Source organism: Flavobacterium flavipigmentatum (assembly GCF_020911905.1).
In the GTDB taxonomy this organism is placed as follows: Bacteria; Bacteroidota; Bacteroidia; order Flavobacteriales; family Flavobacteriaceae; genus Flavobacterium; species Flavobacterium flavipigmentatum.
Map to the genome: position 1 here is coordinate 1,585,347 of NZ_CP087133.1, position 22,996 is coordinate 1,608,342.

A 22,996-nucleotide genomic window follows, 5' to 3' on the forward strand; every position below is an offset into this window, starting at 1 on the left:
GCAACTTTTCGGGTTTCTTTTTTTATAGTGTTTTTTTTTTTTAATTGAAATTCAATTCTAAATCGGTATAAAAAGGAAGAATTGAAGCAAGTATTTCTGTATTAATTGTTAAGTTTGAAGAACTAAATTTCAAAACATGAAAAATAAAATAATTTTAGGATTACTGCTTAGTGCAGGTATTGTTGCTGCGCAAGGAATCAAAAAGCCTCTGGTTGCTGCCATTACAGAAAAAGATCTTAAAACCGATATGTATCAAATGGCAGGTGATCATTTTAACGGTCGCGAAGCGGGAACATTAGACGAATTAAAGGTTTCGATGTGGTTAGCCAATAAAGCAAAAGAAGCAGGAATGGCTCCCGCAGGTGATGACGGAACTTATTTCCAATTTTTTGATTTGTACAGACATCAGGTTTCGCCTAATACAAAATTTAAAATTGGTAAAAAAGAATATAAATTATGGAGCGAAGTTTTGGTTGCCGAAGCGACCAATACAAAAGTTGAAGCTTCGTTATTGTATTTAGGTGCCGCAACAAAAGAAGAAATCGAAAAGACAGATGTTAGCGGAAAAGCAGTTGTTTTATTAGCATCTAAAGAGGGTATAGCAGATGATATTTCGCTTTTTGACAGACGTTATCCGGGACTTGTAAGAACTAAATATTATGACCTTTTGGTAAAAAAAGGAGCGGCAGCATTAATCTTTATTACAGATGATTTAGCAGAACAAAGCTGGTCTCAGGTAGAGCCTCAAATGACAAGAGGTATTTACGGTATCGAAGGTTTTCGTGATAAAGTGGCTGTTACAATGCCCGTTTTTTGGTTACATAAAGATCAGTTAGAATTTCTAAAAAACACAAAAGAACTTCTTTCAACAGAAGTGTTTACAGAAACTTATAAATATCCATCGGTAAATGTGGTGGGGCGAATTGACGGAACAGATGCCAAATTGAAAAGTGAAAATGTGCTTTTTAGTGGCCATCAGGATCACGATGGTGTGAGACAAAAATACGGTCAGGATTCTATTTATAATGGAGCTGATGACAATGCCAGTACTTGCGTTGCCATGTTGGCTATTGCAAGGGCCTATAAAATACAACCAGGAAAAAGAAGTGCATTATTTGTTTTTCACGGTTCTGAAGAGCGAGGTTTGTTAGGTTCAAGATGGTATGCAGCTCATCCAACAGTGCCGGAGGCCTCTATTGTAGCGGTTTTAAATGGTGATATGATTGGAAGAAATGATGTCAATCAAGCGGCTTTGTTAGGTTCTAGTTCTCCTCATGAAAACTCTTCGGATTTGGTGGCTATTGCTAAAAAAGCAAACGATGAAGGGCCAAAATTTGATCTCGACAAACTTTGGGATAAACCAGAGCATCCAGAGTATTTTTACTTTCGTTCGGATCATTTGCCTTATGCGCGTAAAGGCATTCCGTCTGTGTTTTTTACCAGTGTCTTGCATAGTCAATACCATACTCCAATGGATGAGTCTGAGAATATTGATTATAAAAAATTGCACAAAATGACTGAGTGGATGTACCGCACAGGTTGGATTTTATCAAATGATGCCAATCGCCCTAAAACATTGCCTAACGTAAAATTGGAGCGATAGAACTTGCAAGATGTTAAAGTAAGAAAAAATCAGTTTTGTGTGCATTTTTACTTTCGTGAAAACACAAAAAAACAGATTGAAATAATTTTAAATCAGCTGTTTTGATCAAAATAAAAAAGGCTTTCTACACGTGTAGAAAGCCTTTTTGTTAGGTATATTGTAGATGAATTTACAATCCAAAAGCAGTTTTTACTTGGTCAACAAAATCAAGTTTTTCCCATGTAAACAACTCTACAATAACTGTTTTTTCGTTTCCTCCAGGAGCAGAAAAAGTTTTAGTTACGGTTTCTGGTTTGCGTCCCATGTGTCCGTAAGCAGCAGTTTCGCTGTAAATAGGGTTTCTTAATTTCAAGCGTTGTTCGATAAAGTAAGGACGCATATCAAATATTGCTTCTACTTTTTTAGCGATTTCACCGTTAGTCAAATTTACTTTAGAAGTTCCGTAAGTATCAATAAAAATACCCATTGGTTCTGCAACTCCAATAGCATAAGAAACCTGCACCAAGATTTCCTCAGCAACACCGGCAGCCACTAAGTTTTTAGCGATATGACGTGTTGCATACGCAGCACTTCTATCTACCTTACTTGGATCTTTTCCTGAAAAAGCACCACCACCGTGAGCACCTTTTCCTCCATAAGTATCCACAATAATTTTTCTTCCTGTTAAACCAGTATCTCCGTGAGGTCCTCCGATAACGAATTTTCCTGTTGGGTTGATGTGGTAGTTGATTTTATCATTGAATAAATGAGCGTGAGTTGGATTTTTTGCAATGATTCTAGGAATCAAAATTTCGATGATATCCTTTTTAATTTTTGCCAACATGGTCGCTTCTTCATCAAAATCATCATGCTGAGTCGAAATTACAATCGCATCAATACGAGTTGGTTTGTTGTCGTCGCTATATTCTAAAGTTACTTGTGATTTTGCATCAGGACGTAAATAGGTAATCTCTTTGTTTTCACGTCTTAAAATAGCCAGTTCCTGCAATAATTTATGTGATAAATCAAGCGCAAGCGGCATAAAATTTTCGGTTTCATTAGTAGCGTAACCAAACATCATTCCTTGATCACCCGCACCTTGCTCTTCTGGCTTAGCTCTGTCAACACCTTGATTAATATCTGCTGATTGTTCGTGAATTGCAGACAAGATTCCACAAGAATTTGCTTCAAACATATATTCGCTTTTGGTGTAACCGATTTTACGAATTACATCACGAGCGATTTGCTGCACATCAAGATACGTATTTGATTTTACTTCTCCTGCCAAAATTACTTGACCAGTGGTAACCAAAGTTTCACAAGCTACTTTTGAGTCAGCATCAAATGCCAAAAAGTTGTCAATTAATGCATCCGAAATTTGATCTGCAACTTTGTCTGGATGCCCTTCACTAACAGATTCTGACGTAAATAAATAAGCCATAATAATTTATTAAATTAAAATTAATTTGAGGGAATACAGGTGGGTAGTAAGGCTAAAGGAGAGTTTCTGCTTTAGCATTTTTTACTACTGAAATCTAAATCTTTCAGCATTCATAATGAAACCTTTCATTATGAAGAGGTTGCAATCAGTTCAAATTTTTCCTCTGTATTCGAGTGCAAAGGTATAAAACCATTTTGATTTGCAAATTAAAGTTCTGCTTTTTTTAATTTTATAAACATAAATTTAACATATCATACTAATTTGATAGGATAATAGAAATTATTTTGCTTTTTGTTTGGTGGTGTGAAAAAAAGTTCTCAAATTTGCCAAACAAAACAAATTAGAAAATGAATTTGATTATTAAAAATATGTGCTGTATGATGTCGGAAACTACCGCAGAGCTCGCTATTGTTTAGTACTTAAATCTAAAAATAACAATAAGACCTCTGCCAATTGCGGAGGTTTTTTTTTGATTTAAATTGAAAAAGAGTTTAAATCATATAAGTTTTGAGTTAGTAAAATTTTAATGGAAGTCCATTACTTACGATCAAAAATAAAAATTAAGAAAATGAATAATTCTATAGTAAAAAAAATGATGATGTGTTGTAAGATGTCGATGTGCATCCCAATTTGCTATTGCCAAAAGTGAAAGAGTAATCTTTGTTATAGTTCAACTATAAGCCCTTTTGGTAAGCCATCCGAAAGGGCTTTTTAATTTCCATTAATTAAAATTAAAAATCATGAAAACATTCTTTAGAATCATAAAAATACTGACATCAAAAAAAGTAATCAGTGCCGTTAGAAGTCAGACTATAAAACTAAATATACTTAAAGGAGTACTGTATTCGGATGAACTGAATTCATTGCATTTGCAAATGTATTTATCTGATAATGAAATGTTTTTTGTCTAAAAAAAATGTATCAATACGCATCAAATTATTAATCTTATCAAAAAACCAAGAAATCATGAGCACACAAAAATTTGCAACAAACGCATTACATGCAGGACACGATGTTACTAAAAATGGAGGAACACGAGCAGTTCCTATCTACCAAACGTCATCGTACGTTTTTAATAATTCAGAGCATGCGGCCAATTTATTTGGTCTGGCCGAGGCGGGATTTATTTACACACGATTAAATAATCCTACAAATGATGTCCTCGAACAACGATTGGCAGCCCTAGAAGGCGGAATCGGAGCGGTAGTTACAGCATCTGGAGCCGCCGCTATTTCGACTACTTTTCTGACTTTGCTAAAAGCGGGCGATCATATCGTAGCATCAAATAGTCTGTATGGCGGAACCTATAATCTATTAAAGGTAACTTTGCCTCGATTAGGAATTACGACAACCTTTGTAGATCCTTCAAAACCAGAAAATTTTACAAAAGCAGCCCAAGAAAATACCCGAGCTTTTTTTATTGAATCGTTGGGGAATCCAAAATTGGATGTTTTAGATGTGAAAGCCATTTCGGCGCAAGCCAAAAACTTCAAGGTTCCTTTGATCGTTGATAATACAGTAGCCACGCCCTATTTATTAAATCCGATTGAGCACGGAGCCAACATCGTGATTCATTCTCTTACCAAATATATTTCAGGAAACGGAACTTCTCTAGGAGGTGTGATCGTTGACGCCGGAACTTTTGATTGGTCCAACGGAAAATTCCCGGAATTTACAACACCTTCCGCAGGATATCACGGGTTGGTGTACCATGAAGCTTTAGGAAATGCAGCGTTTATTGCTAAAGCTAGAATCGAAGGATTGAGAGATTTTGGATCAGCTTTGAGTCCGTTTAATGCTTTTCAAATCATTCAGGGATTAGAAACATTACCCATCCGAATCAAAAAACACAGCGAAAATGCGCTGGCTTTGGCGACCTGGTTAGAAAAACAGGAAGAAGTTGTCTGGGTAAATTATCCAGGTTTAAAATCGAGTAAATATTATGATTTAGCGCAGGAATATTTACCAGAAGGTCAAAGCGGAATTATAACTTTTGGTTTGAAAGGTGGTTTTGAAGCGGCCAAAAAAGTAGCAGATGAAACCCAATTATTCTCTCTTTTGGCCAATATTGGCGATACCAAATCACTCATTATTCATCCCGCAAGTACCACGCATCAACAATTGTCTGATGAGGAGCAATTAGAGACAGGCGTTTCAAAAGATTTGATTCGACTTTCTGTAGGGATCGAAGATATCGAAGATTTGATAGAGGATTTAAAAAACGTTTTTGCCAGCGTTACAGAATCTCAATACGGTCTTAAGAAAAATTAGTTTTTTGTTTTTTGTTTGAAAAATTGCCTTTAGTAATGTGAGTTTTGCTAAAGGTGGTTTTTTTTAAGAATTTATTTAATAGATACGGTATATTAAAGCCTAAAATAAACATTGTTCTGTTTGTAAAAGGCAATCTTGTAAGTTTTTACGCTGTTTTTTTTGAACAATTTTTTTGTAAGATGTTTAATATTGAAAAATTGTAAGTTTTTATCGTTTTTTCTGATTAATTTATTGATTTTCATTTGTATAAATAAAATAATATTCGCATATTTGTTAAACCCAAAAACTACTAAGATGAATTTAATTGTCGATAAGATGTGTTATGCCATTTCGGATAAAACCGTTGGGACGTTTTGTGGTTAAAATTGTAAAAAACAATATACTATAGCAAAGCCTCTCAAAAAACAAATGGGGGGCTTTTTAAATTTAAAACAATGCAAGAATTTTTTAAAATAAAATATAAATCGCAGATGAATAATTTCCAGATATACAAGATGGTCAATGTCGCACCTATTTGTATAGTTATCTATTGATATTCGAAAGTATATAAGTTGTAACAACTTAAACCCTTTTGGTATCTCAATCCAAAAGGGTTTTTTTATTTTATCAATTTGTCAAAACAAAAAAAATACAGTAATACTGAACTTAATATAAAAATAGCACATTTATAAACATCATAAACTAGCATAATTATGAAAACAATAAACTACTTAACAAGAACATTTTCTGCTCTCAGGAGATTAAGGGCAAAAAGAAATAGTTTAACGCCATTAACAAATGAATTGGTTCATCCAAGATTTGGATTAACCGCTTCTGAGGATACTCAGAACCAAAAGAAAGCACCAAATTCATTACTTTTTTTGATGTATTCGAAAGAAAATGAAACACTTTTTATTTAAATTAAAGAGTATTTTAAAATAGGGTTATACCTACCTGAATTTACTGGGCATTTTGTTCGGTAAATTTTTGTATGCCATAATTTTACAGTAAAATAATAAGTAGTAAACAAGAGAATCTCTTGAGATAAATTTGTTTGTTTAAGAAATTAGTAGTTAATTTGTGCCTTTAAGTTCAGAAACGTATTGAAATGTTATAAAGAAAGGACGAGGGATTAGACCCGATGAATCCTTAGCAACCCTTCGTTAAAGCGAAGAAGGTGCTGCATTCTACCACGCCCAAACGTGGAAAGATAACAACAAGAATTTTTCTAGTAATATACTCTAGACTTTCTTTCTAATATTTCCACATACAAATCAATAATACAACAGATTTGAAATTGGAAAATATACAAAACCTTATCAACATACAAAATTTCACTACAGAAAGTGGTGTTTTATATCATTCGTTACCTTTAAGTTATTCACTTTTTGGCTTGACTTTGCATACTGCACCCGTTATTCTGGTCAATCATGCTTTGACTGGAAATGCTCAGGTTACGGGAGAAAATGGCTGGTGGAGTGATTTAATTGGTCTAGGAAAAACAATTGATATTAATAAATACACCATCCTAGCATTTAACGTTCCGGGTAACGGTAATGATTCTTTTATCATCGAAAAGTATCAAGATTTTACCACCAGAGACATTGCTAGAATTTTCTTAGAGGGAATTAAAGCGCTGCATATCCAGAAGACATTTGCCATCATTGGAGGTTCTGTTGGGGGAGGAATTGCATGGGAGATGTTGGCCTTAGCACCCAATTGTACCCAACATTTGATACCTATTGCAACCGATTGGAAATCGACAGACTGGATGATAGCCAACTGTTATTTACAAGAACAAATTCTCAATAATTCATCAAAACCTGTCGAAGATGCGAGGATTCACGCTATGTTGTGTTACCGTTCCCCCGAATCATTCAAAGAAAAATTTAAGAGAACGATAAACGACAATCTCAAGATATTTAACATAGAAAGCTGGCTGGCACATCATGGCGAAAAATTACAAAAGAGATATCAATTATCGTCTTATAAATTGATGAACCAATTGCTAAAAACTATTGATATTACTAGAAATGGCGGTGACTTGGAAACTTTAGTCGGCAAAACAGAAGCTTCTATTCATATCATCGCAATCAATTCGGATTTGTTTTTTATACCAAAAGAAAATCTGGACACTTATAATGAATTAAAGAAGTTTAAAGACAATGTTTTTTACAGCGAAATAGATTCTGTGCACGGGCATGACGCTTTTTTAATAGAGTACAAACAATTAGATCATTTACTTGCCACAGTTTTTAAGGCAGAAACAATAGAAGAATAAAATGAAAATATTAAAATTTGGAGGCAAATCGTTATCAAACGGAGAAGGATTAAAAAAAGTCGTTTCGATTATTTTGGATAAAGTAAACCAAGGCGAACAAATTGCGGTTGTCGTTTCGGCACGAGGAAACGCTACAGATGAACTAGAATATATTTTAAAGGTTGCAGCTAAAAACGGAGATTATAAACCCTTATTAGAAAGCTTTAAAGAGTATCAGACCGCAGATTTTCAGCACGTTGATTTGTCTGAGGAGTTTACTATTTTGGATAAACTTTTTGAAGGCGTAAGTTTGATTGGTGATTACAGTAACAAAATTAAAGATCAGATTTTGTCTAAAGGAGAATTACTTTCTGCCAAATTATTGACTGCTATTTTGATCGAAAAGGGAGTTCAGGCCAATTTTGCAGATTCAAGAGAATTGCTAAAAACAGATTCAAAATTTGGTGATGCGCAACCTTTAGAACAGCTTTCGAAGAAGAATGTTATCAATTATTTTAAAGAACACAAAGGTTCAACTGTCAATGTCGTAACCGGTTTTATTGGTTCAAACAATAATAATGATACCACCACTTTGGGTAGAAACGGCAGTAATTATACCGCTTCGCTAATTGCTAATTACTTAAATGCCGAAGAGCTTCAGAATTTTACGCACGTTGACGGAATTTATACCGCAAATCCAGATTTAGTAGCCGATGCTAAAAAAATTGAATTTTTATCATTTAATGAAGCCAATGAGCTGGCCAATTTTGGAGCGACGATTTTGCATGCCAAAACGATCATTCCTTTATTAGAAAAAAACATTCCGCTTCGTATCTTAAATACGTTTAATCATGAAAACCGAGGTACTTTAATCACTTCAGATTCTTCAAAAGAAGGAATTAAAACGCTTTCAGTTCTAGAGAATGTTTCTTTGGTAAACCTGGAAGGACGAGGATTATTAGGAAAAGCGGGAGTTGATGCCCGAATTTTTAAGGTAATGGGCGATCATAATATTAGTGTGAGTATCATTTCTCAAGGTTCTTCAGAAAGAGGAATTGGCTTGGTGGTTGCCACAGACCAGGCAACAACGGCTATGGTGGAACTCGAAAAAGAGTTCGAAAATGATTTTTATTCAAAAGATGTCAATCAAATTACGGTAACCGATAATGTTTCGGTGATTTCTATTATCGGTCAGGATCTAAGTACTTTTCACAAACCTTACACGGCTTTAATCAAAAATAAAATTATTCCGATATTGTTTAACAACACCGTTACGGGTAAAAACGTGAGTTTGGTAGTTAAAAAATCAGAACTGAATAAGGCTTTAAACGTCATTCACGGAGAGATTTTTGGAGTTTCTAAAAAAATCAATATTGCTATTTTTGGCCACGGTTTGGTTGGTGGAACTTTAATCAATCAGATATTAGAATCAGCTTCGGCGATTGAAAAACGAAAAGATATTAAGCTGAATGTTTTTGCTATTGCCAATTCTAAAAAATTGCTTTTAAATAAAAACGGCGTAACTTCAGACTGGAAAAATGACATTCAGAAAGAAGGCGCTGCTTACACCATAAACGATATTATTGAATATGCCAATCAGCATCATTTAGAAAATCTAATTGCGATAGACAACACGGCAAGTGCTCCCTTTGTTGAGAATTATATTCCGCTTATCGAGAGCAGTTTTGATTTGATTTCTTCTAATAAAGTAGCCAATACGTTAAGTTATGGCTTTTATAAGCAGATAAGAAAATCATTGGCAGAAAATCAAAAGAATTATTTGTACGAAACCAATGTTGGTGCAGGTTTGCCACTGATTGATACGATAAAATTATTGCATCTTTCGGGCGAAAATATCACAAAAATAAAAGGTGTTTTCTCGGGGACATTGAGTTATTTATTTAATAATTTCTCTGCAAAAGAAGTGCCGTTTAGCGAAATTTTGCAGGAAGCAATTGACAATGGTTACACCGAGCCAGACCCGCGCGAGGATTTATGCGGAAATGATGTTGGAAGAAAATTATTGATATTAGCAAGAGAATTAGACCTTCAAAATGAGTTTGAAGAAATTGATATTCAAAATCTTATTCCGGAACATTTACGTGAAGGAAATGTGACTGATTTTTTAACTAAATTGAAAGAATTTGATCCAATTTATGAAAAAATAAAGCAAGAGCAAAAACCAAATCATGTGTTGCGATATATTGGTGAATTGTCGGGAGATTTGCAGAATGATAAAGGAAATCTCGAAGTAAAATTGGTTTCGGTGCCATCAGATACAGCTTTAGGAGGTTTGAAAGGTTCTGATTCTTTCTTCGAAATTTATACCGAATCATACGGAGATCGACCAATCGTAATTCAGGGAGCCGGTGCAGGATCTGCCGTAACGGCCAGAGGTGTTTTTGGAGATATTTTGAGATTATCGGATAAAGAATAAAAATTTAGATTGCAGATTTTGAAGTTTATATTTTCAAATCAAACAAAAAATAAAAAAGAAAATAACATGAAAGTAACCTTAAACAGAGTGAATGACGCTTTTCATTTTAAATTAAAAAATGAGCGTGGTCATATTGTAGATGTTGATAGCAGAGCCGAATTTGGCGGAAGCGATTTGGGTGCAAGTCCGATGGAATTGGTTTTGATGGGAGTTGCAGGTTGTAGCGCGATTGATATGATTTCGATCTTAAAAAAACAACGTCAGGAAATCACCTCTTTTAGTGCTGAGGTAGAAGGCGAACGTGTACAAGTAGGCGAGGCAAAACCTTTTAAAGAAATCTTTGTGGTTTTTTATTTAGAAGGAGATATTAATCCCGAAAAAGCACAACGTGCAGCAGAACTTTCTTTTGAGAAATACTGCTCTGTGGCTAAAACGGTTGAACCGACAGCTACTATAAAATATAAAGTTGTCTTGAATAATACAGAATTAGGAAATTAGTCAAGTAGAGAATTAGATAATTCTTTAGACTAATTAGTAAATAATGACTCATGTAAATTTAAAATTCAAGTACCAGTTTTGATTATCACATTGACCAGGAACTTGAAACATGAAACAAGAAAAACAAAAAAATGAACGAACAAGAATTTGGTTTCGAAACGCAAGCCATCAGAACACAATTAGAAAGATCTCAGTATTTAGAGCATTCAGTGCCATTATACTTATCGTCAAGCTTTGTATTTGAAGATGCCGAAGACATGCGAGCTTCTTTTACAGAAGAAAAAGAACGCAATATTTACAGTCGTTTTAGTAACCCAAATACGACCGAATTTGTAGATAAAATTTGCAAGATGGAAGGTGCCGAAGCGGGTTACGCTTTTGCAACCGGAATGGCGGCGGTTTACTCTACATTTGCAGCTTTGTTAAATGCTGGAGATCACATTGTGTCTGCAAGCAGCGTTTTTGGTTCGACTCACGCATTATTTAAAACCTATTTTCCAAAGTGGAATATTGAAACCTCTTATTTTGATATCAATAAGCCAGAAACGATTGAGAGTTTCATTCAACCGAACACAAAAATACTCTACGCTGAATCGCCTACAAACCCAGGTGTAGATGTAATCGATTTGCAATTGTTAGGTGACATTGCCAAAAAACACAACTTGATATTGATTATCGACAACTGTTTTGCAACGCCATATCTACAACAGCCCATAAAATTTGGTGCGCATTTGGTCGTTCATTCGGCAACAAAACTAATTGACGGTCAAGGTCGCGTTCTAGGAGGAGTTACGGTTGGTAGTGAAGAATTGATTAGACAAATTTATTTGTTTTCAAGAAATACGGGTCCAGCTTTATCCCCTTTTAATGCGTGGATTTTATCAAAAAGTTTAGAAACTTTAGCGATACGTGTTGAGAAACACTGTGAAAATGCGTTGAAAGTTGCTGAGTTTTTAGAAGCGCATCCAAATGTAAATAGTGTGAAATATCCTTTTTTAAAATCGCATCCACAATATGAAATTGCCAAAAAACAGATGAAGTTAGGCGGTAATATTATTGCGTTTGAAATCAAAGGAGGAATAGAGGCTGGAAGGAAATTTTTAGATAAAATAAAACTTTGCTCCCTATCGGCCAATATTGGCGATACGAGGTCTATTGTTACCCATCCTGCTTCAACGACACACAGTAAATTGTCTGAAGAAGATCAGTTAGCGGTTGGTATCACGCAAGGTTTGGTGCGCGTTTCAGTAGGTTTAGAAACCGTACAAGATGTAATAGCCGATTTAGAGCAGGCGCTTTCTTAGTAGATTTTAGATTGAAGATTATAATTTAATGACGTTTTTTAACTGTAACTTTTGTACCGTTAAAAAGCGTTATTTTTTTAGCGGTTGTTAAAGTAAAAAGTATATTTTTGTTTGAAAACTAATGCAAAAAATATTAATCTTAAACTTAAATCTGTTGTAAAATGAATGATTCTATTTATATTCTCGATGATGCATTAGTGGCTTCTAGCGGAAAAAGATTCCTAAACTACATTATTGATATGATTTTTTTTGTAATCGCAATGTACTTGTTTGGCTTGTTTTTAGGCATTTTAATTGCATTAGGGTTTGAAGGTGTATCGTTTTGGATGCAAGGTTTAGGAGATCTTGGTTGGAATTTGATTGGTATAACAATTTTATTAGTGTACTATACTCTTACAGAAGGTTTTTTTGGCAGATCAGTAGGAAAATTTATTACAGGTACTGTTGTGGTGGATGAAAATGGAGAAAAAATAAATTTTGGTTCTGCCCTTAAAAGAAGCCTTTGTCGCTTGATTCCGTTTGATGGTCTGTCTTTTTTTGGTAGTAGAGGTTGGCATGATTCTATTACAGATACTTATGTGGTAGAGAAAAAAGCGTTAGAAGAAAGTATAAAAATGTTTCATGATTTTAAATTAATTGGTGTTGAGGAAGCAAGTTAAATAAACTAGACTAATTTGGTAGAATTTAGTAATTCGGGGTATTATTTTTCTCGTTCAAAAAGCGTATTTTTGTTGCAGAAAAATATTCAGCTGTTATCTTAGCTAGTAATCTAAAATCAGCAATCTAAAATCTAAAATATTTATATAAGTGCTTTCAAAGAAAACAAAATACGGAATCAAAGCTTTAACTTATTTGGCCAGGCGTGAGAATAACGAGCCTGTGCAAATTGCCGAAATCGCAAGAAGTGAGCATATTTCGATTAAATTTTTAGAAAGTATTTTGTTGTTACTTAGAAATTCAGGATTTCTGGGAGCAAAAAAAGGAAAAGGTGGTGGTTATTATCTGATAAAAGATCCTAAAGATATCAGTATGGCCAAAGTATACCGCATTCTTGAGGGGCCGATTGCGCTTCTTCCGTGCGCAAGTCACAATTTTTATGAAAAATGTGATGATTGTGATGACGAATCTAATTGTGCAGCACGTCGCTTAATGACTGAGGTTAGGGACAATACACTCAAAATATTAGAAAGTAACTCTCTGGCAGATATTGCGTTTTAAGTAATATTGCAACTGCACATTTTTTCTGACTTCCAAAAGAAATCTCTTTTAGGAAGATGTTTAAAAAATTAATTTATATCCTACGAAAAAAAGCATTATTGCAATGGCATTTCTAAGGAGTAAGTCAGGAACTTTTCCACTTAACATACTTCCTATAAAAATTCCCGGAAGAGACCCCATTAATAATTGAGCTAACAAAAACAAATCCAAATTTCCCATAGAAGCATGTCCTATTCCAGCAACCAAGGTTAAAGGAACAGCATGTGCAATTTCTGTTCCTACTAAACGTGGCGTTGGCAATAACGGGTAGAGGAAAAATAAAGTTACTGTACCTAAAGCACCAGCGCCAATTGAAGTTAGCGTAACAGTTGCTCCTAACAATATACCAATTGCAATGGTCAACATATTTTGAGTATGACTTTCGCTATGAAATTTATCGCCGGCATGTCTTTGAGAAAGTACCAACAGTTTCTTTTTGAATAGAATTGCAACAGATGTTAAAAGCAATGCCCATCCCAAACTGTATTTTATGACTGCATTTATAGTGCTAATATCGGTCTTTATGCTGTTTAAGATCCATAAAGTTATTAGAGCAGCAGGGACACTTCCTAAGGTGAGCCAGCCAGTGATTGTCCAGTTTATATTGCCTTTTTTATGATGCACAAATACACCTCCCATTTTGGTAAAAGCGGCATATAGTAAGTCGGTACCTACTGCTGTTGTTGGAGGAATCCCGAACCATAATAAAATAGGCGTCATCAAAGAACCACCGCCAACACCTGTTAATCCTACCACAAATCCTACCACTAACCCTGCAACTACAAGACCTATCTGAAAATCCATAAAGACTTTTTTTTACAAAAGTAATAAGTATTTTATAATAATCCTATAGATTTGGTAGACTATTGAAAATATATTTCCAAATTTTTAAATAGCAGCTATATTTAGTTATGCACTAAAAATAAGGTGTCAAATTATTTGTTTGTTAATATTGTAAAGCATCCATATTAATTACTTTAAAAGTATTTAAGTTTCGAAATATAATCTCCTGTTTAATAGTGTAAAAAATAATAATATTGTTTTGTTATTTAGAAATAAGTGCTATTTTTGCAAAGTAATCTATTAAGCCGATAGGGTAATGGTTTTCAGATAAATAAAAATAAAATGGATACAACAGTTGCAACTTCCTTATTAGATAAAACAAAAGATTTTTCGTTAGAAGAGACTTTGTTTTTTTTGTCTAATGAATATCAGGGAAAAGTCGTTTTTTCGACTTCTTTTGGGCAAGAAGATCAGGTAATTACAGATTTTATTGCGAAAAGTAATTCGGATATTACCATTTTTACTTTGGACACGGGAAGATTATTTCAGGAAACTTATGATGTTTTTCACAAAACATTAAAAAAATACAAAAAGCAAATCGAGGTTTATTTTCCGGAAGCAGCGGCGGTTGAAAATTTACTGAAACAAAAAGGACCTAATAGTTTTTATGAATCGGTAGAGAATAGAAAAGAGTGCTGTTTTATTCGAAAAGTAGTGCCGCTACGAAAAGCTTTGGCTGGAAATTCGGTGTGGATTACAGGATTAAGAGCCGAACAATCAGAAAACAGAAACGATTTACAGTTATTTGAATACGATGGAAATTTCGAAATAATAAAATTTAATCCCTTGCTTAAATGGTCGTTGGCGGAGGTCGAAACATATTTGCAAGAAAATAATGTTCCTCAAAATGCCTTGCATAAACAAGGATTCGTAAGCATAGGTTGCGCACCTTGTACAAGAGCGATTCTCCAAGGTGAGGATATTAGAGCGGGAAGATGGTGGTGGGAGTCAAGCCATAAAGAATGTGGTTTGCATGGAGCCAAGAAAGAGTAAAAAGAGAATAGAATAAAGAATCAAGATAATAAAATAGTAGCGGAGAGATTTAGATCAGCAGAAAAAACCTTACTCGAGAGCTTTGCTCGAATAGGCGAAGCAAACCTGAAACTTGAAACTTTTTAAACAAATAAAAATGAGTTCAGTATTAAAAACAAATGCTTTAGAGAGTGAAGCAATATACATTTTCAGAGAAGTAATTTCGCAGTTTGACAAACCTGTTTTGCTTTTTTCTGGAGGAAAAGATTCGATAACATTAGTGCGTTTGGCACAAAAAGCATTTTTTCCAGCAAAAATTCCTTTTCCGCTTTTGCATGTTGATACAGGACATAATTTTCCTGAAACCATTGCTTTTAGAGATAAATTGGTAGAAGAATTAGGATTAGAATTAATCGTTCGAAATGTTCAGGATGCCATTGACGAAGGGAAAGTGGTTGAGGAAACTGGTAAATATTCCAGCAGAAACAGCTTACAGACCATAACACTTTTAGATGCAATTGAAGAATTTAAATTTGATGCTTGTATTGGCGGAGCACGTCGTGATGAGGAAAAAGCAAGAGCCAAAGAACGTATTTTTTCTGTTCGTGACGACTTTGGTCAGTGGGATGAGAAAAATCAACGTCCTGAATTATTTGATATTTTGAATGGAAAAATAGAAAACGGTCAAAACGTTCGTGTTTTCCCGATTTCAAACTGGACAGAATTAGATGTTTGGAGTTATATCGAAAAAGAACATATCGAGATTCCATCGATTTATTTTTCGCATAAAAGAAAAGTTTTTTTGAGAGACGGTTTAATCTGGTCGCATTCTCCTTTTGTGTACCAAGAAGAAGACGAACAAATCGAAGAACGAATTGTTCGTTTTAGAACCGTCGGAGATATGACGTGTACGGCTGCGGTTGATTCTTATGCAGCAACTATTGAGGAAGTAGTGGGAGAAATAAGAGAATCTACTATTTCTGAAAGAGGTGCCAGAATTGATGACAAACGTTCTGAAGCCGCGATGGAAAAGAGAAAACAACAAGGGTACTTTTAATATTTGTAAAAAGTAAATTGTAAAAAGTAAGAATCACAAAAAACAAACAGATTTAAATTTTTTGAGCGTGTTTCAAAAACAGGAAACATGAAACAAAAAAATGAAACCTGAAACAAATATTAAGATGGAAGTTTTAAAAATAGCAACAGCAGGAAGCGTAGATGACGGGAAAAGTACTTTAATCGGAAGATTATTGTACGATACAAAATCATTGACTACAGATAAAATCGAAGCAATCGAAAAAAGCAGCAAACAAAAAGGATACGATTATCTTGATTTTTCTTTGGCTACTGATGGTTTGGTTGCCGAAAGAGAGCAGGGAATCACGATTGATGTGGCGCATATTTATTTTTCTACAGCAAAGAAAAGTTATATTATTGCCGATACTCCGGGACACGTAGAATACACCAGAAACATGGTGACAGGAGCCTCTACTTCGCAGGTTTCTATTATTTTAATTGATGCCAGAAAAGGCGTTATCGAGCAAACGTACCGTCACTTTTTTATCAATAATTTATTAAGAGTAAAAGAGGTGATTGTAGCCATCAACAAAATGGATTTGGTAGATTATTCGGAAGAAGTATTCAATAAAATCAAAGCCGATTTTCAGGCTTTAAATGCTAAAAGTACTTTTAAAGAGCAAAATGTAAGTTACATTCCGTTAAGCGCCATCAATGGTGGAAACGTAGTAGATAAATCTGAAAACATGAAATGGTACGACGGTCAAACCGTTTTAGAACATCTGGAAGGATTGCATTCTTCAGATGTTTTTGAAACAGGTAAGGCGCGTTTCCCGGTTCAAACAGTTATTCGCCCAAAAACAGAAGAATACCATGATTTTAGAGGTTACGCTGGAAAATTATACGGAAATTCAATAAAAGTAGGCGATGCTGTAACCGTTTTGCCTTCTTTAACCGAATCAAAAGTAACTAAAATTCACTTTTTCGATAAAACATTTGACGAAGCCGCTGCAGGTTCTTCGATCACAATCGAATTAGAAAACGATATCAATGTAACAAGAGGCGACATGATCGTAAAATCATCAGAATTGCCAAAAATTGAAAAAGAAATTAGTACAACAATTTGTTGGATGGACAGTAAAAAGTTGGTTGCAGGTACAAAATACATCGTACAGCACAATACCAACAGCGTTCTAGCCAAAATTGAAGCTATCAAAAATACAATTGCCACAGATTATTCGGGAACTACAGAAGCTTCGCAATTAGCGATCAACGAAATAGGGGAAGTGAGCATCAAACTCAGTAAACCTTTATATTTTGATGCCTATAATGATAATAAATCAAATGGTGCTTTTATCCTAATCGATACAGCAACCAACACAACAGCAGGAGTGGGATTCATTCGATAAATGCATTAGGCTTTAAGCAATAAGCCTTAAGCAAAAAACACAAAGTTAAAAAAGCCTAGAGCGTAAAGCTTAAAGCCTAAAGCGTAAAAATATGGAAAGTTTTAGAACAGAAATAGAAAATCCGATTGTACAAAAGGAAATTATCGATTTAGAAAAAAAAATTGCGTTGTTCCGCGACGGAAAAATTGATGATGAGCGTTTTCGTAGCCTTCGTTTGGCACGAGGCGTTTACGGCCAGCGTCAGGAAGGCGTTCAAATGATTCGTATCAAAATTCCGTTTGGAAGAGTTACCAGTGAGCAATTAGTGCGAATTACAAAAGTTTCTGACGAATATTCGACAGGGCGTTTGCACATTACAACGCGTCAGGATATCCAGATTCACTATGTAAGTTTGGATAGAACTCCTGAACTTTGGGCAGAATTGGCCAAAGACGATGTAACGCTCAGAGAAGCGTGCGGAAACACTGTTCGTAACATTACAGCAAGCGAATTGGCTGGTGTAGACGTTAACGAACCTTTTGATGTTTCGCCTTACGCACATGCTTTGTTTCAATATTTGCTTAGAAACCCAATTTGTCAGGAAATGGGGCGTAAAGTCAAAATTTCGTTCTCATCCTCAGACCAAGATACAGCGTTAAGCTACTTGCACGATTTAGGATTTATTCCAAAAATTGTAGACGGTAAAAGAGGTTTTAAAGTAATGTTGGGCGGAGGTTTAGGTTCGCAACCGAGCCATGCCGAATTGCTTTCAGATTTTATTCCGGTAAATCAGATTATCCCAACGGCAGAAGGCGTTCTAAGAATTTTTGACCGTTATGGAGAAAGAGCCAAAAGATTAAAAGCGCGAATGAAGTTTTTGATAAAAGATATTGGGCGTGATGCCTTTTTGCAATTGGTTGAAGACGAGAAAAAAGCCTTGGCAGTGCAATCTTACGAGATTGATACTACTGATTTTGATGGGCCTATAGCATCTCCATTATTAGAAGCTCCTCAAGTTATCATTGAAGATACAGCAGCATTTGAAGCATGGAAACAATCAAATGTTATTCAGCAAAAGCAAGAAGGATATGTAGCGATCGGCATCAAAGTGGCTTTGGGTGATTTTTATACCGATAAAGCAAGAGCTTTGGCAGCATTAATTAAGAATTATGGTGCAAATGAATTGCGTTTTTCATTACGCCAAAATATTGTGCTTCGTCATATCAAAGAAGAAAATTTACCTTTCTTTTACCAAGAACTCGCCAAGTTAGATTTTGTAACTTTAGGATACAACTCAACTTCAGATATTACAGCATGTCCGGGTACTGATACTTGCAATTTGGGGATTGCAAGCAGTACTGGAATTGCTGTAGAACTAGAAAGGGTTTTGGCAACAGAATATCCAAAATATAATAACAATCGTGAAATCGAAATTAAAATTAGCGGTTGTATGAATGCTTGTGGGCAGCACAATATGTCTGCTATTGGTTTTCAGGGAATGTCTATCAATTCAGGAAAATTGGTGGCTCCGGCACTTCAGGTGTTGTTAGGAGGAGGCGCTCTAGGAAACGGAAACGGAAGATTTTCGGATAAAGTAATAAAAATTCCGAGTCGTAGAGGTCCCGATGCATTGCGTTTTATTTTAAATGATTTTGAGTCAAACGCAAACGGAGCTTCATTTCTGGATTATTATGATGCAAAAGGAGAGAAATATTTTTATGAAATTTTGAAACCTCTTGCAGATGTGACCAACCTTACAGAAGATGATTTTGTAGATTGGGGCAATGCAGACAATTATGTAAAAGCAGTAGGAATAGGAGAATGTGCTGGTGTTGTAATCGATTTGGTAGCTACATTATTATTAGAAGCCAAAGAAAAAATCACACTTGCTCAGGAATCTTTTGAGGATAAAAAATGGGCAGATGCGATTTATCAGGCGTATGCAGGATTTGTCAACGGAGCTAAAGCTATTTTATTAGCAGAAAACCAAAAAACAAATCACCATGCGGGAATCGTAGATTTGTTTGATACTGTTTTTATCGAAAGTGGTAAAATTCAATTAAATTCTAGTTTTAAAGAGTTGGTATATCAAATCAATAAAAATGAACCATCGGAAGCATTTGCAAAAAAATATATTGCAGAAGCAGTTGTTTTCTTTGATAAAATTGAAACATTCAGAGCCAAAGATTTAGCAGATGCGTAATACGATAAAACCTAAAGTAACTTTAGTGGGAGCAGGTCCCGGTGATCCGGATTTGCTGACATTAAAAGCGGTGAAAGCACTCGCTGTCGCAAATGTGGTTTTGTATGATGCTTTGGCAAACGAACAAATATTGGCATACGCTCCCAAAAAAGCGATCAAAATCTTTGTTGGAAAAAAAATAGGGAATCACGCTTACTCGCAAGACCAAATCAATCAGTTGATTGTTGATAATGCGTTAACGTACGGAAATGTAGTGCGTTTAAAAGGAGGTGACCCTTTTATTTTCGGGCGTGGAAGTGAAGAGATAGAATATGTAGAAAGTTTTGGAATTGAAACGGTTGTTATACCCGGAATTTCATCAGTAGTGGCGGTACCAGCGAGTCAGGGAATTTCGATTACAAAAAGAGGTGTTTCAGAAAGTTTTTGGGCCATTACAGGCACAACTTCTGACAGAAAATTATCTTCGGATGTTGCTTTGGCGGCACAATCATCTGCGACTGTGGTAATTTTGATGGGAATGCACAAATTGCCTCAAATTATCGAATTGTTTCAAAAAGAAAATAAAGGAAAATTACCTGTTGCGATCATTCAAAACGGAACGACCTCGGAAGAAAAAGTAGGCGTTGGAACAGTCAATTCGATTCTGGATATTGTAAAAGAGCAAAAACTGAGTTCACCTGCGATTATCGTTTTGGGAGAAGTAGTTCGCGAAAGCAATAAATTAAAAGGATTTTACGAAGAATTTCTGTCAAAAGAAATTATTCGATAAAATAAAAATCATCTATTTTTGGTGAGATGAAAATAAATTAAAATGGAACAAAACGAATTATATCCTGTATTTTTAAAACTGCACAATCTAAAGGTATTGATTGTAGGCGGTGGAAATGTAGGATTAGAGAAGCTTTCTTTTTTATTAAAGTCGAGTCCCAATGCCAATGTTGAGGTTGTGGCACCGCATTTTCATCTGGAAATTAAAGTACTAGCAGAAAACCATCCTTCGATTAAATTGACCGAAGCTAAGTTTAAGAAAAAAATGCTCAAAAAGCGCCACATGGTTATAGCTTGTACAGATGATTTAAAAGTGAATAAAAGAGTATTCGATCTATGCCGAAAGCGCTATTTGATTTGTAATATTGCCGATACGCCAGATTTGTGTGATTATTACTTGGGCGGAATCGTAACCAAGGGAAATGTAAAAATCGCCATTTCGACCAACGGAAAATCACCAACAACCGCCAAAAGATTGCGAGAGTTTTTTGAAGAAGTGATTCCCGAAGATATTAATCAAATGGTAGAAAACCTTAATGAATACAGAAAAACATTAAAAGGTGACTTTGAGGATAAGGTAAAAAAGATGAATGAAATTACCGCTTCGCTTAAAAATAAAGAGTAAAAAACGAAAAGAAAAGGAATGATAAAAATCATAGAAATTAGAATAAATTATTCGTTTCTTTGTATTATTAAGAATGATTATAAACAACAACATAATGATTAAAACAGATATACTTATAATTGGAGCAGGACCAACTGGTTTATTTGCTGTATTCGAGGCAGGATTATTAAAATTAAAATGCCATATTTTAGATGCGTTGCCACAAGCAGGCGGGCAACTATCAGAATTATATCCTAAAAAACCTATTTATGATATTCCTGGATTTCCAGAAGTATTAGCAGGAGATTTAATAGACAATTTACAAGAGCAAATTAAACAGTTTGAGCCTGGTTATACTTTAGGAGAACGTGCTGAAACTATCGAAAAACAAGAAGACGGAAGTTTTATTGTTACATCAAACAAAGGGACCAAATTTCATGCGCCAGTGATTGCTATTGCGGGAGGTTTAGGAAGTTTTGAACCACGTAAACCACTGATTGAAGATATTGAGTTTTATGAAAATAAAGGAGTAAAATATTTTATTAAAAATCCGGAGAAATTTAGAGACAAAAGAGTCGTAATTGCTGGTGGTGGAGATTCTGCATTAGACTGGAGTATTTTCTTGGCAAATGTAGCTTCAGAAGTAACTTTAATTCATCGTAGAAACGAATTTAGAGGTGCTTTAGACTCTGTAGAAAAAGTACAGGAATTAAAAACAGCGGGAAAAATCAAGCTCATCACTCCAGCAGAGGTAATCGGAATTGATGGTGCTGAACACGTTGAATCTTTAATAATTGAAGAAAACGGAGCTCAACGCAAAATCGAAACAGATTTCTTTATTCCGCTTTTCGGACTAACACCAAAATTAGGTCCAATTGGTGACTGGGGATTAGAGATTGAGAAAAATGCTATTAAGGTAAATAATGCCTTAGACTACCAAACCAATATTCCGGGAATCTTTGCTATTGGCGATGTAAATACATATCCGGGAAAATTAAAATTAATTCTTTGTGGTTTCCACGAGGCGACTTTAATGTGTCAGGCGGCTTACCAAATCATCAATCCGGGCAAAAAATATGTACTGAAATATACAACAGTTTCGGGTGTCGACGGTTTCGACGGAACTAGAAAAGAAGCACCAAAAGCGGTTGTGAAAGCGATTGTCTAAGTTGCTGAGATTTTTATATAAGGCTCAAACGTGTAATATAGTTTGGGCTTTTTTTATTCGTATCTTTGTACTATATAAATTTTAATTATCATGGATTTAGAAGCTAGAAAGTATCAGTTTATTCAACAATTGGTTAAGGTCGATGACGAGAGTGTTTTAGAAAAATTGGAACTGGTTTTGAAAGCTAATCAAGGAGATTGGTTTGATGAATTATCGGAATCGGAACAAATTGAAATTCAAGTCGGATTAGATCAGGCTGAAAAAGGCGAATTTACAAGTCATGAAGATGTTATGAAAAGATTTTCAAAATGACATTAAAATTTATTTGGACTTCACAAGCTGTAAAAGGTTTTAATAAGGTCATTGATTATTTAGAAGCGAAATGGACGACAAAAGAAATTTTAAACTTAGAAAATAAAATCCAACAGGTTATCAATCAAATTAATCTTAATCCGGAACAATTTCCAAAATCTAAAAAAAGTGAATCCTTATACAAAGCCATTGTAGATAAAAATAATTATCTAGTTTACAAGTTAAATAAAGAGTCTAAAATTGTTGAAATCATCAACTTTAGAGGAACAAAGCAAAGAACTAAACATTAGCTTTATTTAAACTTAGGATCTTAGCAGCTAATCCTCTTAGAACCTTAAAAAAAACTTGCAATTGTAAACGCTATGTCTTTACTTTGCACTGTTCTTAAAATTATTGAAAGTTATCACGAAAGGCGGAGGGAAAGACCCATTGAAACCTTAGCAACCCTTTATCATAAAGAAGGTGCTACATTCTACTTTATACTATTCTTAGTATCAAAGATAGATAACACAAATACATCAAGTATTTCTCAAAACTCTTCCTGACAACGTATACTATTTTTTACTGAATAAACTTCAGTATCAAGAGCGAATCATTGGCGCATTTTTGCTGTCATCGTTCCCGCTTTCGCCTTTATCTCTACGTTTCACTACGAGGATACCGGCTCAATCGGGGCTAATTAGCCAACAATA

Annotated in this window: 21 protein-coding genes and 2 riboswitches; of the genes, 19 read left to right on the top strand and 2 right to left on the bottom strand. The window is 34.8% G+C overall.

Annotated features, from left to right (window positions below; all coding sequences use genetic code 11):
- Positions 1 to 136 precede the first annotated feature (136 nt).
- On the top strand, positions 137 to 1,603 hold the full coding sequence (locus LNP22_RS07260; protein WP_229975960.1) for a M28 family metallopeptidase: 1,467 nt from the start codon (positions 137 to 139) through the stop codon (positions 1,601 to 1,603).
- Positions 1,604 to 1,772: 169 nt separating this feature from the next.
- On the opposite strand, the gene metK is transcribed toward LNP22_RS07260, so the two are convergent.
- Positions 1,773 to 3,023, bottom strand: coding sequence for a methionine adenosyltransferase (gene metK / locus LNP22_RS07265; protein ID WP_229975961.1), 1,251 nt, complete (start codon positions 3,021 to 3,023; stop codon positions 1,773 to 1,775).
- A gap of 740 nt (positions 3,024 to 3,763) precedes the next feature.
- Here metK and LNP22_RS07270 point away from each other — a divergent pair.
- From LNP22_RS07270 to LNP22_RS07310, 9 genes are all read left to right on the top strand, one after another.
- Positions 3,764 to 3,934, top strand: a complete 171-nt coding sequence (locus tag LNP22_RS07270) for a hypothetical protein (protein ID WP_229975962.1) — start codon at positions 3,764 to 3,766, stop codon at positions 3,932 to 3,934.
- A gap of 55 nt (positions 3,935 to 3,989) precedes the next feature.
- Positions 3,990 to 5,294, top strand: a complete 1,305-nt coding sequence (locus LNP22_RS07275; RefSeq protein WP_229975963.1) for an O-acetylhomoserine aminocarboxypropyltransferase/cysteine synthase family protein — start codon at positions 3,990 to 3,992, stop codon at positions 5,292 to 5,294.
- Positions 5,295 to 5,986: 692 nt separating this feature from the next.
- Positions 5,987 to 6,193, top strand: coding sequence for a hypothetical protein (locus LNP22_RS07280; RefSeq protein WP_210667391.1), 207 nt, complete (start codon positions 5,987 to 5,989; stop codon positions 6,191 to 6,193).
- A gap of 188 nt (positions 6,194 to 6,381) precedes the next feature.
- Positions 6,382 to 6,490, top strand: a riboswitch (SAM riboswitch).
- Between the two features lie 80 nt (positions 6,491 to 6,570).
- Entirely contained in the window at positions 6,571 to 7,554 is a 984-nt protein-coding gene (locus LNP22_RS07285) for an alpha/beta fold hydrolase (protein ID WP_229975964.1), read from the top strand.
- Between the two features lies 1 nt (position 7,555).
- Complete coding sequence (gene thrA / locus LNP22_RS07290; protein WP_229975965.1) at positions 7,556 to 9,970, top strand: bifunctional aspartate kinase/homoserine dehydrogenase I; 2,415 nt, start codon at positions 7,556 to 7,558, stop codon at positions 9,968 to 9,970.
- Positions 9,971 to 10,036: 66 nt separating this feature from the next.
- Entirely contained in the window at positions 10,037 to 10,468 is a 432-nt protein-coding gene (locus LNP22_RS07295; protein ID WP_229975966.1) for an OsmC family protein, read from the top strand.
- A gap of 131 nt (positions 10,469 to 10,599) precedes the next feature.
- Positions 10,600 to 11,772: a trans-sulfuration enzyme family protein gene (locus LNP22_RS07300; RefSeq protein ID WP_229975967.1), complete on the top strand. Its 1,173-nt coding sequence runs from the start codon at positions 10,600 to 10,602 to the stop codon at positions 11,770 to 11,772.
- A 161-nt stretch (positions 11,773 to 11,933) separates the two neighbouring features.
- Positions 11,934 to 12,431: an RDD family protein gene (locus tag LNP22_RS07305; RefSeq protein WP_229975968.1), complete on the top strand. Its 498-nt coding sequence runs from the start codon at positions 11,934 to 11,936 to the stop codon at positions 12,429 to 12,431.
- Positions 12,432 to 12,579: 148 nt separating this feature from the next.
- A complete protein-coding gene (locus tag LNP22_RS07310; RefSeq protein WP_210667397.1) occupies positions 12,580 to 12,990 on the top strand; it encodes an RrF2 family transcriptional regulator in 411 nt (136 codons plus the stop codon).
- 60 nt (positions 12,991 to 13,050) lie between these two features.
- Here the strand turns inward: LNP22_RS07310 and LNP22_RS07315 are convergent, their stop codons facing one another.
- Positions 13,051 to 13,833 carry a sulfite exporter TauE/SafE family protein gene (locus LNP22_RS07315; RefSeq protein ID WP_210667398.1) on the bottom strand — a complete coding sequence of 261 codons (783 nt, stop codon included), beginning with the start codon at positions 13,831 to 13,833 and terminating at the stop codon, positions 13,051 to 13,053.
- A 321-nt stretch (positions 13,834 to 14,154) separates the two neighbouring features.
- Between LNP22_RS07315 and LNP22_RS07320 the strand changes: the two genes are divergently transcribed.
- From LNP22_RS07320 to LNP22_RS07360, 9 genes are all read left to right on the top strand, one after another.
- Positions 14,155 to 14,865, top strand: coding sequence for a phosphoadenylyl-sulfate reductase (locus tag LNP22_RS07320; RefSeq protein WP_229975969.1), 711 nt, complete (start codon positions 14,155 to 14,157; stop codon positions 14,863 to 14,865).
- Positions 14,866 to 15,001: 136 nt separating this feature from the next.
- Positions 15,002 to 15,901 carry a sulfate adenylyltransferase subunit CysD gene (gene cysD / locus LNP22_RS07325; protein ID WP_210667400.1) on the top strand — a complete coding sequence of 300 codons (900 nt, stop codon included), beginning with the start codon at positions 15,002 to 15,004 and terminating at the stop codon, positions 15,899 to 15,901.
- A gap of 124 nt (positions 15,902 to 16,025) precedes the next feature.
- Positions 16,026 to 17,270, top strand: a complete 1,245-nt coding sequence (locus LNP22_RS07330) for a sulfate adenylyltransferase subunit 1 (RefSeq protein WP_229976364.1) — start codon at positions 16,026 to 16,028, stop codon at positions 17,268 to 17,270.
- Positions 17,271 to 17,361: 91 nt separating this feature from the next.
- Positions 17,362 to 19,452, top strand: coding sequence for a nitrite reductase (locus tag LNP22_RS07335; protein ID WP_229975970.1), 2,091 nt, complete (start codon positions 17,362 to 17,364; stop codon positions 19,450 to 19,452).
- On the top strand, positions 19,445 to 20,221 hold the full coding sequence (gene cobA, locus LNP22_RS07340; protein ID WP_229975971.1) for a uroporphyrinogen-III C-methyltransferase: 777 nt from the start codon (positions 19,445 to 19,447) through the stop codon (positions 20,219 to 20,221). The genes LNP22_RS07335 and cobA overlap by 8 nt, the downstream gene beginning before the upstream one ends.
- A 42-nt stretch (positions 20,222 to 20,263) precedes the next feature.
- Positions 20,264 to 20,845, top strand: a complete 582-nt coding sequence (locus LNP22_RS07345; protein ID WP_229975972.1) for a precorrin-2 dehydrogenase/sirohydrochlorin ferrochelatase family protein — start codon at positions 20,264 to 20,266, stop codon at positions 20,843 to 20,845.
- A 94-nt stretch (positions 20,846 to 20,939) separates the two neighbouring features.
- Positions 20,940 to 21,992: an NAD(P)/FAD-dependent oxidoreductase gene (locus LNP22_RS07350; RefSeq protein ID WP_210667405.1), complete on the top strand. Its 1,053-nt coding sequence runs from the start codon at positions 20,940 to 20,942 to the stop codon at positions 21,990 to 21,992.
- A gap of 90 nt (positions 21,993 to 22,082) precedes the next feature.
- Positions 22,083 to 22,304 carry a hypothetical protein gene (locus LNP22_RS07355; RefSeq protein WP_229975973.1) on the top strand — a complete coding sequence of 74 codons (222 nt, stop codon included), beginning with the start codon at positions 22,083 to 22,085 and terminating at the stop codon, positions 22,302 to 22,304.
- Complete coding sequence (locus LNP22_RS07360) at positions 22,301 to 22,594, top strand: type II toxin-antitoxin system RelE/ParE family toxin (protein WP_229975974.1); 294 nt, start codon at positions 22,301 to 22,303, stop codon at positions 22,592 to 22,594. The genes LNP22_RS07355 and LNP22_RS07360 overlap by 4 nt, the downstream gene beginning before the upstream one ends.
- Before the next feature lie 107 nt (positions 22,595 to 22,701).
- A riboswitch (SAM riboswitch) is annotated at positions 22,702 to 22,815 on the top strand.
- Positions 22,816 to 22,996: the final 181 nt, after the last annotated feature.

Excerpts from the sequence above, each read along its gene's own strand:
- thrA (WP_229975965.1), top strand. The coding sequence starts at position 7,556 with ATGAAAATATTAAAATTTGGAGGCAAATCGTTATCAAACGGAGAAGGA.
- LNP22_RS07315 (WP_210667398.1), bottom strand. The coding sequence starts at position 13,833 with ATGGATTTTCAGATAGGTCTTGTAGTTGCAGGGTTAGTGGTAGGATTT.
- LNP22_RS07335 (WP_229975970.1), top strand. The coding sequence starts at position 17,362 with ATGGAAAGTTTTAGAACAGAAATAGAAAATCCGATTGTACAAAAGGAA.
- LNP22_RS07280 (WP_210667391.1), top strand. The coding sequence starts at position 5,987 with ATGAAAACAATAAACTACTTAACAAGAACATTTTCTGCTCTCAGGAGA.
- LNP22_RS07295 (WP_229975966.1), top strand. The coding sequence starts at position 10,037 with ATGAAAGTAACCTTAAACAGAGTGAATGACGCTTTTCATTTTAAATTA.
- LNP22_RS07330 (WP_229976364.1), top strand. The coding sequence starts at position 16,026 with ATGGAAGTTTTAAAAATAGCAACAGCAGGAAGCGTAGATGACGGGAAA.
- LNP22_RS07300 (WP_229975967.1), top strand. The coding sequence starts at position 10,600 with ATGAACGAACAAGAATTTGGTTTCGAAACGCAAGCCATCAGAACACAA.
- LNP22_RS07270 (WP_229975962.1), top strand. The coding sequence starts at position 3,764 with ATGAAAACATTCTTTAGAATCATAAAAATACTGACATCAAAAAAAGTA.
- LNP22_RS07345 (WP_229975972.1), top strand. The coding sequence starts at position 20,264 with ATGGAACAAAACGAATTATATCCTGTATTTTTAAAACTGCACAATCTA.
- cobA (WP_229975971.1), top strand. The coding sequence starts at position 19,445 with ATGCGTAATACGATAAAACCTAAAGTAACTTTAGTGGGAGCAGGTCCC.
- LNP22_RS07275 (WP_229975963.1), top strand. The coding sequence starts at position 3,990 with ATGAGCACACAAAAATTTGCAACAAACGCATTACATGCAGGACACGAT.
- metK (WP_229975961.1), bottom strand. The coding sequence starts at position 3,023 with ATGGCTTATTTATTTACGTCAGAATCTGTTAGTGAAGGGCATCCAGAC.
- LNP22_RS07260 (WP_229975960.1), top strand. The coding sequence starts at position 137 with ATGAAAAATAAAATAATTTTAGGATTACTGCTTAGTGCAGGTATTGTT.
- LNP22_RS07305 (WP_229975968.1), top strand. The coding sequence starts at position 11,934 with ATGAATGATTCTATTTATATTCTCGATGATGCATTAGTGGCTTCTAGC.
- LNP22_RS07355 (WP_229975973.1), top strand. The coding sequence starts at position 22,083 with ATGGATTTAGAAGCTAGAAAGTATCAGTTTATTCAACAATTGGTTAAG.
- LNP22_RS07360 (WP_229975974.1), top strand. The coding sequence starts at position 22,301 with ATGACATTAAAATTTATTTGGACTTCACAAGCTGTAAAAGGTTTTAAT.
- cysD (WP_210667400.1), top strand. The coding sequence starts at position 15,002 with ATGAGTTCAGTATTAAAAACAAATGCTTTAGAGAGTGAAGCAATATAC.
- LNP22_RS07350 (WP_210667405.1), top strand. The coding sequence starts at position 20,940 with ATGATTAAAACAGATATACTTATAATTGGAGCAGGACCAACTGGTTTA.
- LNP22_RS07320 (WP_229975969.1), top strand. The coding sequence starts at position 14,155 with ATGGATACAACAGTTGCAACTTCCTTATTAGATAAAACAAAAGATTTT.